12 protein-coding genes are annotated in these 12,615 nt (G+C 68.3%); 5 read left to right on the top strand and 7 right to left on the bottom strand.

Annotation, left to right across the window (positions count from 1 at the left end; translation table 11 throughout):
- Positions 1–276: 276 nt before the first annotated feature.
- Positions 277–1,200 carry a helix-turn-helix transcriptional regulator gene (locus ACFPIH_RS08755; RefSeq protein ID WP_381169922.1) on the bottom strand — a complete coding sequence of 308 codons (924 nt, stop codon included), beginning with the start codon at positions 1,198–1,200 and terminating at the stop codon, positions 277–279.
- Between the two features lie 173 nt (positions 1,201–1,373).
- On the opposite strand from ACFPIH_RS08755, the gene ACFPIH_RS08750 reads away from it, so the two are divergent.
- Positions 1,374–2,720 carry an aldehyde dehydrogenase family protein gene (locus ACFPIH_RS08750; protein WP_381169920.1) on the top strand — a complete coding sequence of 449 codons (1,347 nt, stop codon included), beginning with the start codon at positions 1,374–1,376 and terminating at the stop codon, positions 2,718–2,720.
- A 180-nt stretch (positions 2,721–2,900) separates the two neighbouring features.
- Positions 2,901–3,989, top strand: coding sequence for an alkene reductase (locus ACFPIH_RS08745; RefSeq protein WP_381169918.1), 1,089 nt, complete (start codon positions 2,901–2,903; stop codon positions 3,987–3,989).
- Between the two features lie 383 nt (positions 3,990–4,372).
- Here ACFPIH_RS08745 and ACFPIH_RS08740 read toward each other — a convergent pair whose 3' ends face one another.
- Both ACFPIH_RS08740 and ACFPIH_RS08735 read right to left on the bottom strand, forming a co-directional pair.
- On the bottom strand, positions 4,373–4,828 hold the full coding sequence (locus tag ACFPIH_RS08740; RefSeq protein WP_381169916.1) for a hypothetical protein: 456 nt from the start codon (positions 4,826–4,828) through the stop codon (positions 4,373–4,375).
- Positions 4,825–5,382: a hypothetical protein gene (locus ACFPIH_RS08735; RefSeq protein ID WP_381169914.1), complete on the bottom strand. Its 558-nt coding sequence runs from the start codon at positions 5,380–5,382 to the stop codon at positions 4,825–4,827. Before ACFPIH_RS08735 ends, ACFPIH_RS08740 begins: the two co-directional genes overlap by 4 nt.
- A 313-nt stretch (positions 5,383–5,695) precedes the next feature.
- Between ACFPIH_RS08735 and ACFPIH_RS08730 the strand changes: the two genes are divergently transcribed.
- On the top strand, positions 5,696–6,049 hold the full coding sequence (locus tag ACFPIH_RS08730; protein WP_381169912.1) for a VOC family protein: 354 nt from the start codon (positions 5,696–5,698) through the stop codon (positions 6,047–6,049).
- Between the two features lie 335 nt (positions 6,050–6,384).
- Here the strand turns inward: ACFPIH_RS08730 and ACFPIH_RS08725 are convergent, their stop codons facing one another.
- The gene (locus ACFPIH_RS08725) at positions 6,385–7,836 is read right to left on the bottom strand and encodes a hypothetical protein (RefSeq protein WP_381169910.1); all 1,452 of its coding nucleotides are present in this window, start codon (positions 7,834–7,836) and stop codon (positions 6,385–6,387) included.
- Entirely contained in the window at positions 7,830–9,020 is a 1,191-nt protein-coding gene (locus ACFPIH_RS08720; protein ID WP_381169908.1) for a hypothetical protein, read from the bottom strand. The genes ACFPIH_RS08725 and ACFPIH_RS08720 overlap by 7 nt, the downstream gene beginning before the upstream one ends.
- Before the next feature lie 164 nt (positions 9,021–9,184).
- On the opposite strand from ACFPIH_RS08720, the gene ACFPIH_RS08715 reads away from it, so the two are divergent.
- Positions 9,185–9,448: a hypothetical protein gene (locus tag ACFPIH_RS08715; protein ID WP_381169906.1), complete on the top strand. Its 264-nt coding sequence runs from the start codon at positions 9,185–9,187 to the stop codon at positions 9,446–9,448.
- A gap of 218 nt (positions 9,449–9,666) precedes the next feature.
- On the opposite strand, the gene ACFPIH_RS08710 is transcribed toward ACFPIH_RS08715, so the two are convergent.
- Entirely contained in the window at positions 9,667–10,674 is a 1,008-nt protein-coding gene (locus ACFPIH_RS08710) for a recombinase family protein (RefSeq protein ID WP_381169904.1), read from the bottom strand.
- 273 nt (positions 10,675–10,947) lie between these two features.
- On the opposite strand from ACFPIH_RS08710, the gene ACFPIH_RS08705 reads away from it, so the two are divergent.
- Complete coding sequence (locus ACFPIH_RS08705; protein WP_381169902.1) at positions 10,948–11,835, top strand: competence protein CoiA family protein; 888 nt, start codon at positions 10,948–10,950, stop codon at positions 11,833–11,835.
- On the opposite strand, the gene ACFPIH_RS08700 is transcribed toward ACFPIH_RS08705, so the two are convergent.
- Positions 11,755–12,549: a helix-turn-helix domain-containing protein gene (locus ACFPIH_RS08700; RefSeq protein WP_381169984.1), complete on the bottom strand. Its 795-nt coding sequence runs from the start codon at positions 12,547–12,549 to the stop codon at positions 11,755–11,757. The two genes, ACFPIH_RS08705 and ACFPIH_RS08700, sit on opposite strands and share 81 nt — an antisense overlap.
- Positions 12,550–12,615 lie beyond the last annotated feature (66 nt).

The following is a 12,615-nucleotide window of genomic DNA, read 5'->3' as shown; positions in this document are numbered from 1 at the left end:
TGTTGAGACATGGTCAGCCAACTGCCGCAGTGAGCCGGCTACGGAAGGAGAACAGCGACCTGCGCCGCACCCTCGCTCTGTAGGAGGAGGCCATCCGCCAGCAGGTCCTCGAAAACGACGCCCTGCGCAGCGGCGGCACCGTTCTTCCACTGCCCAACCGCAGCACGCCCGCGCCACCCGGGCCGTCCTGAATCCGACACCCCCGGAGGCGTCTGGCGTGTGAAAAGGACGCGGGGCGTGGCGCGCAGCCAACTACCGATGATCAAGGGGAGTTCATCAAGCCGTGCGTGCCGACGACGTGCCCGTTCCCGCCCGTGTCGCGTCCGCGCCCCAGCTGGCCAGCAGTCGCAGAGCCTCCGCGGACGGGGAGTTCGGTTCGGCGTGGTAGGTCACCAGCATCTGTTCGTGGGCGTCGGCCTGGTGGAACGACTCGAGGCGGAGATCGAGTTCGCCGACGAGCGGGTGGTGCAGGCGCTGGATACCGTGGCACTTCTCCTTGACGTCGTGGGTGGCCCACAGCCGCCGGAACTCCTCGCTCTTCACGGAGAGTTCGCCCACCAGCGCGGACAGCCGGGGGTCGTCCGGATGGGAGCCGGCGTCCATGCGCAGCTGAGAGACGACGTCGCTGGCTTTGTGCTCCCAGTCCACGAACAGGTCGCGGTACTCGGGCCTCAGGAACACCAGCCGCGCCCAGTTCTGCTCCCTCGCCGGCAGCTCGGCCCAGTCGCCGAAGACCGCCGCGGCCATCCGGTTCCAGACGAGGATGTCCGAGCGCCGCCCCACGAGGATCGCCGGAACACCGTCCATGGTGTCCAGCAGCGTCCGCAGGGGGCCCCGCACCTGCTGGGCGCGGCCGGCCGGCTTCTTCTTGTGCTGCTTCGGCTTCGCCAGGTGCGTGAGGTGGGCGTGCTCGGCGTCGCTCAGCCTGAGCGCGCGGGCGATGGCGTCGAGGACCTCCGGCGACACGTGCCGCCCGTTGCCCTGCTCCAGGCGTGTGTAGTACGCCACGGACACCCCGGCCAGCTGCGCCAGCTCCTCGCGGCGCAGCCCCGGTACCCGCCGATACCGCCCGTAGTCCGGCAGTCCCACGTCCTCCGGCTTCAGCCGGGCGCGTCGGGTGCGCAGGAACTCACTGAGCTCGGTACGCGGGTCCAGAGCGTCGGCGACCAGCTCGTGCACCGGTTCGGGGTATTCGTCCATGCCTCGAGTATCCACGGTCGCACGCACACCAGCCTGACCCAACCAGTGGTAGGCACCGCGCGCGTACGCAAAGCCGTGACCTGGGTGGATGCCGGATCGTCCAGCACGCTGGCCACTGTGCCCGGCTGGAAGGCGGCCGGGGCGTGGCCTGGATCAAGAACGGAGCACATCCCATGAGCGCAACACAGGGGATCGAGTCGAGGACGCACCAGAGCGAGACGGCTGCGGAGGTGGTGGGCCGCCTTCGTGCGACGTTCAACACCGGTGTCACCCGCCCATTGGACTGGCGCGTCGACCAGCTGCAGCGGCTGCGGGCACTGCTGGTGGAGAACGAGCAGGAGCTGCTCGATGCGCTCTGGGCGGATCTGAGGAAGAACGCCGCCGAGGCGAAAATGCAGGAGATCGACTTCACCGTCGCCGACATCGACGAGGCACTGGCGAATCTCGAGAGCTGGCTTCAGCCTCGCCCGGTGGAGGTTCCCGCCCACTTCGGTCCCACGACCACGGCCTACACCACGTACGACCCGCTCGGCGTCGTCCTGGTGATCGCCCCGTGGAATTTCCCGCTGCACCTTCTCATCGACCCCATCATCGGCGCGCTGGCCGCCGGGAACACCGTGGTGGCCAAGCCGAGCGAGATGTCGGTGCACACCTCGGCGGTGGCTTCCCGCCTGCTGCGCCAGTACTTCGACGCCGACGTGCTCACCGTGGTCGAGGGGGGAGCCGAGGAGACCACGGCCCTGCTGGCGCAGCGTTTCGACCAGATCTTCTACACGGGCAATGGCACGGTCGGCCGGATCGTCATGGCCGCGGCAGCCAAGAACCTCACCCCGGTCACGCTTGAACTCGGGGGCAAGTCGCCGGTCTTCGTGGCGCCCGACGCCGACGTGGACGAGACCGCGAAGCGGCTGGTCGGCGCCAAGTTCGGCAACGCGGGGCAGCAGTGCATAGCCCCCGACTACGTACTGGCCGATCCTGCCACCGCCGCCGCGTTGGTCCCCGCCCTCCGCGGGGCGGTCGACGCCCAGTTCGGCCCCACTCCGCAGACCGCAGCCGACTACGGTCGGATCATCAACGAGCGGCACTTCGACCGGCTCACCCGTCTGCTGGACTCCGGCCGGGCGGCGGTGGGAGGCCAGCACGACCGTGACGACCTGTTCATCGCACCGACGGTGCTCACCGATGTCGACCCCGCATCGCCGGTCATGCAGGAGGAGATCTTCGGTCCGATCCTCGCCGTCGTCGAAGTCGAAGACCTCGATGCCGCCATCGCCTTCATCAACGAACGCGAAAAGCCCCTCGCGCTCTACGCCTTCACCGAGTCCGAGGCCACCAAGTCGCGCCTGGTGAACGAGACGTCCTCCGGCGGCGTCGCCTGGGGCCAGCCGGTGATGCAACTGCTCATGCCCGGCCTGCCTTTCGGTGGCGTCGGTGAAAGCGGCATGGGCCGCTACCACGGCCGGTACTCCCTCGAGACGTTCAGCCACCTCAAGGCCGTCGCGGACGTGCCGCTCAACTAGGCCCGCGCCTTCATAAAGCAGGCTGCCCAACTGGTGATCGACACAGCAGAAAGTACCTCTGACCAGCGGCATGAAGACTACTGAGGTCTCTGCTTTGCCGATCACCAGTTCCCTGACACCCCGCAGGACCGTGCTGCCGCCTGTCTCTTTCACCCGACCCACTCTTTGAAGGAAGCTGCCATGACCACCGCGTTCGACCCGATCGACCTGAGCGGCAAGACGCTCGCCAACCGCATCGCGATGGCGCCGATGACCCGCAGCCGCGCCGACGCTCCCGCAGCCACGGCGACGGAGCTGATGGCCACCTATTACGCCCAGCGCGCGAGCGCCGGCCTGATCATCACCGAGGGCATCCAGCCGTCGGTCGTCGGCCAGGGCTACACCAACACCCCGGGCCTGCACTCTGCCCAGCAGGTCGACGCCTGGCGGAAGGTGACCGACGCCGTCCATGCCCAGGGCGGCACGATCTTCGCGCAGCTGATGCACACCGGCCGGATCAGCCACCCCAGCCTGCTGCCCGAGGGACTCATGCCCGTCGCCCCCTCCTCCGTCGCGGCGGCGGGCCAGGTGTTCACCTACCAGGGCCCCCAGGACTACGTCACGCCGAAGGAACTGGACCAGGACGACATCACCCAGACGATCGCCGATTACGCCGACGCCGCGCGCAACGCGATCGCCGCCGGTTTCGACGGCGTGGAGATCCACGGGGCGAACGGCTACCTGATCCACCAGTTCCTCGCCCCCAACACCAATCTGCGCACCGACAGCTGGGGAGGCAGCGCCGCGGACCGGGCCCGCTTCGGTATCGAGGTCGCCACGGCCATCGCGGAGGCGATCGGCAGCCACCGGACCGGCTTCCGCATCTCCCCCGGCAACCCCTACAACGACATCGCCGAGACCGACCCGGCCAACGTGCTGGAGACCTACACCACCCTGATCGCCGGACTTGCCCCGCTGGACCTCGCCTACCTGCACCTGGTCGAGAGCCCGGACCGCGACCTGACCGCCCGGCTGCGCAAGGACTGGCCGACGGCGTTCATCCTCAACCCCTTCACCCACCCCGAGACCACCGGCCCCGGCGCTCTCGCCCACATCGCGGACGGCACCGCGGACATCATCGCCTTCGGCGCGCTGTTCCTGGCCAACCCTGACCTGCCCGTCCGCCTCGCAGCCGGCGGCCCCTACAACACCCCCGACGCGGCCACCTTCTACGGCGGCGACCACCGCGGCTACACCGACTACCCGACGCTGCCCGCCGACAGCGCGTGAACTCAAAAAGGTCATCGCCGGCGAGTGCGGAGGCAAGACGCGGCGTGTCAGGCCACCGAAGTCCCTCTGGTCCTGACCTATGTGCCTGGTGGCGACACTCGCCGCCTGCCACATCCAGCGGATCACCTTGGAGGACCAGCAGCTGAGAGAAGAGCTTGAGGCCGCGACGGGCGGCGCTCGCGGCGCGGGCGATCCCGGACACAGTGCCCTGCGCATCGCCGCGCAGGGCAGCATCGAAAGCTTGGACGACGCGTTCGCGACCGCGTCGGAGCACAGTGCCAGAACCGACGCCACCACTGGTCCAGGGCCCTTCACACCGGAGGGCCCTGACCCATGCCCGCAGTGGACAACGGACAGAACGAAACCCCATCCATAACACCAGCTCAAGGCGGCACTTCGCCGAACAGGCCCACCGCGTTGGGTGAGCCCAGAACGGGACGGGGCTGGGTGGGCAGCGTGCGGACCGCGGACCGCTCTGCAAGCTGCTGGCGTAGAAGTTGGTTTTCGATTGTCGTTTGGTGCAGGGCACCGACGAGACCTTCGACGTCGGCCTTGAGCTGGGCGATCTCCTCTGTGCCGGCAGCGCGTAGCTCCTTCAGCCGGCGGACCTGCTTACGCAGGCGCTGTTCGCTGTCCGGGGTGCCGCCACGAGTGCGGACCTTGTCGTAGAACTCGTTCTTCAGGTCGGTGTGCCGTTGGGTGAGTGCGTTGCGCGGGATACCGGCTTCGAGCGCGAGGGCGACGATTGTCAGCGCGCCGTTGGAGTGCTCGGGCGTTCCGCCCAGGATGCGGTCCATCGCGGCACGGATGAGATCGCGCTCGTCCGGGGTGGGTCTCATGACGTCGGCTCCTGGAGGTCGATGCGGGTGTGGTGGTGATGGTCGGCCAGATCACGGAGATGGTCGGCGCGCCGCGCGAGCCGGTCGGCGAGCGGGCCGGGCACTGCCTCCGAGGCGGCCTGTTTCTCCAACGCCTGCGCGTACTGCACGAGTTCGTCGGCATGGCGGTTGGTGCGCGCGATGTTCGCGCATGTCGGCTTGCATCGGTCCAGGCTCGGGGCGTCGCTGACATCGAGCCGATGGCACAGGGCGCGGTCGCGGTTGTAGACGCACATCAGGAACGAGTGCGGGTTGTCGTAGACGGTCAGGGCCGGGTTGCCCAGGATGTCCCGGGCCTGCCGGTGCGTGCGGATGGACCCGGCGAACGTGGGGGCCTGGGCGGCGGCGTGGATCGCTCGCCGTGCGGCCGGCCCTGAAATCCCGGTTCCAGCGGCGAGCTCGTCGTGGAGGGTGGTGAGGGTGTCGGCGGTTGCCCGGGCGGTTTCGATGTCGAGCAACTCGTGGATGCCGCCGCGGCCGCGCGCGGCGTAGCCGACGCTCACCGCAGTGCGCATATGCCCGTACTGGACGGCCAGGGCCACAAGTCCGCCCGGACGGCGGGCGATGTGCCAGGCCAGCTTGTGGACATGGTTGAGAACTGACCGTTGACCGCTCCTCTGCCCTGGCCCCGATGGCGGTCGGCGGCATAGCACAGGATCTTGGGTGATGTCCCTGGAGTGGTGTAGCAGCGATCACTTCTCGCGACTTGCTGCTACCACATCGCGCTACTACACCGCTCTGCGGGACACGATCCGCACACCGGACCGGCGGTCGACGGCAGTCACCCCCAGCCCTGGCAGCCAGCCGACCCTGTTTATGATCACGCCCATGGCACTTGAATGGGAACAGATCATCGTCGACTCCTCCGACCCCATCGCCCTCGGGCGCTGGTGGGCCGAGGCTCTGGGTTGGGTCGTGGTCGACGAATCCGAGGAGATCATCGAGATCCGGCCTGAGCCGGACCAGATGCCGGGGCTGCTCTTCGTGCCTGTCCCCGAGGGCAAGACGTCGAAGAACCGGCTCCACCCCGACTTCCGCCCCGACGACCAGGAGGCCGAGGTCGCCCGGCTGCTCTCCCTCGGTGCCCGGCCCGCCGACACCGTGCAGGACGAGCAGCACTGGGTGACCCTCCTCGACCCGGAGGGCAACGAATTCTGTGTCCTGGGTGAGCGGAGGAGCTGAGCGGGGCCGGGCAGCAGTTCGGGCGAAGGTGCCGGACGGTTTGCCCACCCGCAGCTGCCCCAGCTGCTGCTCGCCGACCCGGCTGCGCCGGGTGCTCTGACCGTGGTCCGTGCATGGCTCCGGCTGGTGCGTTGATGACGCGCGGCTCGGCCCGGAAGACCTACGAACTACCAGATGGTGTCGCGCTGAGTGGTGTACCGGTGATCTCGGTATAGCCCCTGGCCACGGGGCGGCCATCGCGCAACTCTGCGAGTAGTGACGCTCGTTGAGAGGTGACGCGGTGGCCTTGTCTCAGCATGACCTACTCCGGCTGATGGGATCTTGTGGCTTCTTGTTCAACGACGTGGGGTCCTGCTGTTGATGCTCGTGACGTTCCCCTCTGCCCATTCACGGGTTGCCGGATCCGGCCGGAGGTAGTTGGTGTAGAGCACCTGGGCCGTGTTGCTCTTCGCCGAGGACGGCAGGTGCCCACCCAGCTGGCGGGTCCGTCGGGCATCAAGGCTGGTCTTGATCTTGTTGAAAATCACCTGGAGTGGCACCTCGACGGAGGGGAGGGCGTTCTCCTGCCCCTTCGCCGACTCGGTCGGTGCAGGCGGGTCGGCCAGGACAGGTTTCGTGCGCGTCGCCGCCCATGTGCTCAGCTGCAGCTGTCCGCCGGCCCGCAGGTCCGCGTCGAACGGTGCGTAGTGCTCGTGTCTCGTCCCCCTCACGTGAACGCGGTGGCCGTTGCGCCACACGCAGAGCGCAGACGATGAGCCGCAGAACGCCCGGCTGCGAGCCGTCAGTTCAAGCAGGAGGAGATAGAGACCGCCGGGTGTGTGCAGCTCGCGCCCTTCCGGGCCGATCTCCCAGGTCACGGTCTCGAACCAACGGTCAGCTCCGCGGCGCCGTTTCACCAGGCGAACCTCGACCGCCCGGTCCTCGAGGAGCCGGTGACGGGCGGGCAACTCCTGGAGCGTCTCGCCGTTCCGTTCCGTCACGAGGGCGAGGAGGACCATCAACGGAGCCAGGTCGTTCCAGGTCAGGAACAGATGGGCAGCGAGCTCGCGCCGTTCCCGCCATTGCTCAATCCCCGATCCCGGGGGAACTTCGCCGGTCTCGGCCATGCCCGCAAGCACCTGGGCCAGCTGTTGCTGCTGTGGAGGGATGCCCTCAGGCTCGTCCTGTTGTCGGCGTACCAACTCCTCGCCGGCGCGGATGCGCCGGACGATCCAGGCGGTGTCCGCCCGTGCGGCGGCAGTCAGTCGGTCCAGTTCGCCAGCCGAGTATCCGCCTTCGGGATTGGTCTTGGGCCCGGGCAGGCGCCTCGCGAACGCGTCCCGAGCCTCCGTGGGGATCTGGTCGCGGATCTTCTCCTGCCCGAACAACACCTGCAGTTCCGCCATGTCCTTCTGTCGCGTGCCCGCCGCAGAGTTCGTGCGGGTATGGAAGGCGTTGACGTGATAGCGCGTGAGTTGCGCCGGCACCACGGGCTGAGGGTCGAGCGAGGCCAGGAAGTGCGTCCATCGCAGCAGGGGCAACCACCTGTTCTGGGCTCCAGAGAGAGTGCGAAGTCCGCCGCCAGGGCCGGTCCGCATCGCGAATGCCTCGGCGAGGAGAGGGTGCCACCCGGGGAGCGGCAGCTTGCCAACATCGAACGTGCCCCGTCGGCCGTCCTCACCGTGGAAGTCGACGACGAGTCCCCCTGATGCCCCTTCGTGGACGAGCGCTGCGGCCTCGTAGTCCGTGACTGGCAGAGCTGACCGGCGGCCCGGCCCGGTGCTGCCCCGGCCGCGGCGGGTCACCACGTCGTCTCCTTCTCCTCGGGCAGGTCCCGCGGGGGCTTCTCGTCGCCCAGGGCCGCGGCCGGGGTGTCGCGGGGGTCCTCCCAGGTGTCGGGAACCAGGGCCATGCGGGTCTCCATCTCCAGTTCCTGCAGGGCGTGCAGATAGATCAAGGTCGACAGCTGCGAGGCGTGTCCGAGTCTGCGGCGGACCCAGTCCATGGGATCGCCGAAGATCCGCTGGTAATGCAGCCGCTGGGCCGGGTTCATGTCGCCGAGCGCGGCGATGTGCCCACGCTGGAGCTGTTCGAGGGTGATGACGGCAAATGTGTGTCTTAGCAGGTGGGCGTGGGCAAAGAGGTCCAGACCCTGCTCTTCGCACCGCTGGTTGGCGGTGGTGAACATGTCCTTCCAGGCCGACAAGGTCAGTGGCATCCCGCTCTCGCCGAGCCAGAACATCGCGGGCTCCAGGCCCTGTTCGGTGTCGATCAGCAGCCGCTGACGCTCGCGCGGGCCGAGGAGCCGGACGTCGACCTTCTCGCCGCGGTTGATGCCGCTCGTGTACTGAGCCAGGTGCGGCCTCACCGGATCGAAGATCACAATCGGTCGTCGGATTTTCCGGTAGCGGCCTGCATCGCGGGCGTCCTCGATGACCCACCGACGGTCCTCGGCCGCGTAGGCCGTCAAGTCCCGCCGAACCGAGGCCGGCTCGTAGACCCATCGCGCGGAGTTCCGTTTCGCGATCGCCCGGGCCGCCGGCACCAGAACGCGCTGGCCGCTCCTGCCGAGGACCGACCGCATGATCACCGGGTTGACCGTCAGGTGGTCGCGCTGCACCGCCCACTCGTACAGCCGGATCAACGCGGCCAGCCCGCGGTTCCACCGGGCCCCACCGATCCGGCGCGGATTCCGCAGCGAGCGGGTCCGCCAGTCCTCGAAGTCCCACAGATCGTCTGCTGTGGCGTCGCGCCATGCCTTTTCGCGGCCCCACAGGAAGTCGAAGAACAAGCAGTAGTCGTCCGTGTAGTTCCGCTTCGTCTCCTGCGCGAGACGGGCGAACGACGACCGGCACAGATACCGGCTCAGCGCCTCATCGATCCGGTAGGCCGGAGAAGGAAGAATCGGATCCCCAGGATGAATTCCAACTCGGTCCTCACGCTCGGCCAGGTCCTTCCACCCGGCCAGAACTGGTACTTGATCCCCCGTCACCTGGCGGTGCCTCGGCACCCAGTACGTACGCCAACCTGGCACGCATCCACCCCTGCTCGATCCGCTTCAACACGTCGGTCCAACAGGGAAACCGGGTTCGGTGCGGGGCACAGTGTGCGGTCAGACCGACGCGCCGGTCGCCGATGGCTGGCTCCGGCTGGAGCATGACCGGACCCCCGGGCGACCAGGTCGTCCTCGAACCCCGTTTCACCGCCGCGGACCCCCGAGTGGACGCCGTGCGCGGTTGCGTGGCCATCGAGCGCGGACCGCTCGTGTACTGCCTGGAGCGGACCGCCCACCCCGGCGGCGGTCTGGACGACATCGTCATCGACACCACACGACCGCTCGCCGTGCAGCACCGCCCGGACCTGCTCGGCGGCATCACCACCGTCGTGGCCGGCCTTGGGGACCAACGGAACAGCCATTAGCGCTAAGCACTTGATCTTGTTCCCTGGGCCGCCGAGGTGAGCCTAAAAAGGGGCCATGGGATGATCTTGCTCTATGAGTGATGAGCAGAATTCCCGTGTGCGGTGGGCTGGGTGGCCCGTTTCAAGCGTCGGCGGGACCGGCCGACGGCCCGTCGGAGGCTGACCACCGCTGAGGCTGCCGAACGCGCTGCCGACTCTTGGAAGGCAGATAGGACGCTCTACCGCATCTCGGCGTTCGGGTGGGGCTGGAATTGGAGCCGATCGCGCAAGTCGATCTCCTCGGCGGCGAGCGGGTCCTCGGCCCGGCGGATACGGGCGGGCTTGGGCCGCAGCGGCAATCCGTCGTCCACCGCAGTGCCCTCGGCTTCGGCCAGCGCCCGGTAGAGCGAGGCGACCGAGGGGTGCCTCCCCGCGTTCTTCCCGACCTTGATGGTGAGCTTCTTGGCGATCTCGGGGACTGGGACGCCCTTGTCCTTCAGAGCGACGGCGAAGGTCAGCATGTCGTCGTCGATGACCTTTGGCCGTCCGCCGTGGTTGCCCTTGGCCGCTGCGGTGACCTGGCCTTCGAGGGTCTTCTCCCGGATGTAGTTGCGCTCGATCTGCCCGGCGACGGCGAGCACGGCGAAGAACATCGCGCCCATGCCGTTGGGGTCGTAGATCCCGGTGAGCGGCCCGGTGAGGAGTTCGAGCTGGATGTCCCCGGCCTGGAGCTCGGCGGACAGCGTCATCAGCTCGGCCGCGTTCCTGGCCAGACGCTTGAGCTCATGCACCGTGAGGATGACGGACGTCTCCGGCGCGGCCTCCTTGAACTCGTGGGCCAGTGCGAGGGCGGCCTCCAGTTCGGGCCGCACCTTGACGCGGGTGCTGATCTGTTCCTTGAAGACCTTGTGGCACTCCGCCCGGTGAAGGGCTTCGAGCTGGCTCGCCAGCTCTTGCCGGGCGGTCGATGTCCTCGCGTACCCGATCCGTACCGGTCGCTCGGTGCGGGGCGCGGGCACGACGGCGAGTGCGGGGCCCTGCTTCCACGCGCGGCCGGGGAGCCGGTCGGCGGGGACGGGGATCTCCAGTTCCTCGCGGAGCGCGGGGACGAGGACGAAGCGCGGGGTGTGGTACTTCGCGGCGGTCTTCCCGCCCCGGGTGCGGCAGGCGCTCCCGGCGGGCGCGTCACAGTTCGGGCAGTTGTGACGTTCTACCGCCAATGCTGCCTGATCGGGCGTGAGATCCATGGCAGCAGCCTCTCAGAACCGCCTCGCACAACGCGTCGGTTTCGAGAGGACTTTTGCGAACGGCGACCTGCGGGAACGCGATCACTCCGGGGTCTGTCGCAGAACTCTCACAAATGACCATTTATGAGAGTGACGCTCCGTGAGACCCATGGCCCTGAGTGGCCGGTCGTCGAATTTTCCGGCGGAGAGCGGGAGTCCGTCCGATTCTGCCAGCGCCGACTGTCAGTGGTCGCCTGCACACTCTTCGCTGAGTATCGACCATGAGGGGGACCGATGGCGTTTCGGGCTGTGCACGCGAGTTGGGGGACCGTCTTCGCACATCTGCCGGATCTCGGCTGCGGGCAGGCGTGGGGAGCAGTATGGAAGGTGAAGCCGCCCGCGCCGATCACCTGCGTGGAGTGCCGGCACCCGATGTACGCGAAGACCTCCCGGGCGGGGATGCGGTTCTTCGCCCACGCCCCGCACGCCCCGGACTGCGAGATCGCGCGCGAGGGGGAATCGGAGGCCCACCACCTCCTCAAGCTCGAACTCGCCTGGGCCGCGCGCGACGCGGACGCCCACGCCGAGTTGGAGGTACGGGCACCGGACGGGTCCTGGCGGGCCGACGTGCTGGCCTCCGCCCCGAACGGCTCCTGGCGGATCGCGCTGGAGGCCCAGCTGTCGCCCATCACGGACACGGACATCGCGGCCCGGGCCGAGCGGATGCGCCAGCACGGCGTCGCGGCCTGCTGGTTCAGCGACCGCCCACGGCCCCCGTGGCTGGGCGCCGTCCCCTCCGTACGGGTGGCCCGTGTCGCGGGCGGCAGCCCCCTGGTCGTCGTGGAGGGCCTGATCCGCTTCGACGGCCGGTCCTGGCGGAGGGGCGGGCCGAGCACGCTGCCCGACTTCCTGCGCCGGGTCTTCCACGGGCAGGCCGTGCCGCACACGGTGCACTCGCTCCCGATGCGCACGATGTTCAGCAGCCCGCGGAGCAGGTCCTCGGTCGGACGGACACCGGTGAGCCCCGCCGGTACCTGGCTGGCTGCCCTGCCGCGGGGCTACCTGCTGCCACCTGCACAGACTTGCGCGCACTTCGATAGATCATGCGTGGCGGGGCGTGAAGAGCATGACCCAGTGGTCGTTCTCGGGGTCGTGCAGCATCTCGCTGTCGAACGCGAGTAGACCTCTCGTCGGATGGTTGACGCGCTTCATCGCGGACCTCCATGTTCCGATCTCTCCTCGGGCCCAGTGGCGGCTGAACTCGGGACTGCTCGTCGACAGCTCGCGAAACAGAGAACGAAGATGCTCATCTTCCGGGTAGAGACTGAGTGCTTTGCGAAGTTCGGCGGCGGACACTCGGGACAGTTGCTCTGCTCCCTCGTTCCCGAGCACCTCGCGGAGTCCCGCCGACGTGAAGGTTTGGTAGACGATGTTGTGGCCGTAAGGTCCGTCGTCGAAGATGGGCCCAAGCAGATCCGCCGCGGCAACGTTGAACGCCAGCATGTCGAGCCGGCCGTCGTGAATGGTGACCGGCATGGTGTCGTCCAGGCTGTTGAGCAGTTGCTGGAGCCCCGGTCGGATTTCCGCGGCTGGTGCTCGCGGCTGCGGAGGTCGCTCGTCGGCGAGCCGGAACAAGTGATCCCGCTCGGCGTTCGAGAGCCGGAAGGCCCGCGCCAGTGCGGTGAGGATCTCCCGCGAAGGGCGGGACGCGCGCCCCTGTTCGAGACGGGTGTAGTACTCGACCGAGATGCCCGCGACGTCAGCGAGCTCCTGGCGTCGCAGGCCCGGCACACGCCTATGAGACAGAGGGGACGCCCCGGGTCGATCTCGGGGTGTCATTTCCGAGCGATGGTGGCGTAGATACTCGCCGAGACCTGACTGCTCATCTCCCACCATGACTTCATTGTCCCTCACCAGTGGCAGGCGCCAGGCCGGGTGCGTGGCCCTGCGGATACCAGGCTC

Origin of the sequence: Streptomyces vulcanius (assembly GCF_042653945.1) — a bacterium.
Taxonomy (GTDB): Bacteria; Actinomycetota; Actinomycetes; order Streptomycetales; family Streptomycetaceae; genus Streptomyces; species Streptomyces mangrovi.
Note: the sequence above shows the minus strand (reverse complement) of the source record. Positions and strands in the feature narration are given on the sequence as shown.

Excerpts from the sequence above, each read along its gene's own strand:
- ACFPIH_RS08755 (WP_381169922.1), bottom strand. The coding sequence starts at position 1,200 with ATGGACGAATACCCCGAACCGGTGCACGAGCTGGTCGCCGACGCTCTG.
- ACFPIH_RS08750 (WP_381169920.1), top strand. The coding sequence starts at position 1,374 with ATGAGCGCAACACAGGGGATCGAGTCGAGGACGCACCAGAGCGAGACG.
- ACFPIH_RS08745 (WP_381169918.1), top strand. The coding sequence starts at position 2,901 with ATGACCACCGCGTTCGACCCGATCGACCTGAGCGGCAAGACGCTCGCC.
- ACFPIH_RS08740 (WP_381169916.1), bottom strand. The coding sequence starts at position 4,828 with ATGAGACCCACCCCGGACGAGCGCGATCTCATCCGTGCCGCGATGGAC.
- ACFPIH_RS08735 (WP_381169914.1), bottom strand. The coding sequence starts at position 5,382 with ATGCGCACTGCGGTGAGCGTCGGCTACGCCGCGCGCGGCCGCGGCGGC.
- ACFPIH_RS08730 (WP_381169912.1), top strand. The coding sequence starts at position 5,696 with ATGGCACTTGAATGGGAACAGATCATCGTCGACTCCTCCGACCCCATC.
- ACFPIH_RS08715 (WP_381169906.1), top strand. The coding sequence starts at position 9,185 with ATGACCGGACCCCCGGGCGACCAGGTCGTCCTCGAACCCCGTTTCACC.
- ACFPIH_RS08710 (WP_381169904.1), bottom strand. The coding sequence starts at position 10,674 with ATGGATCTCACGCCCGATCAGGCAGCATTGGCGGTAGAACGTCACAAC.
- ACFPIH_RS08705 (WP_381169902.1), top strand. The coding sequence starts at position 10,948 with ATGGCGTTTCGGGCTGTGCACGCGAGTTGGGGGACCGTCTTCGCACAT.
- ACFPIH_RS08700 (WP_381169984.1), bottom strand. The coding sequence starts at position 12,549 with ATGGTGGGAGATGAGCAGTCAGGTCTCGGCGAGTATCTACGCCACCAT.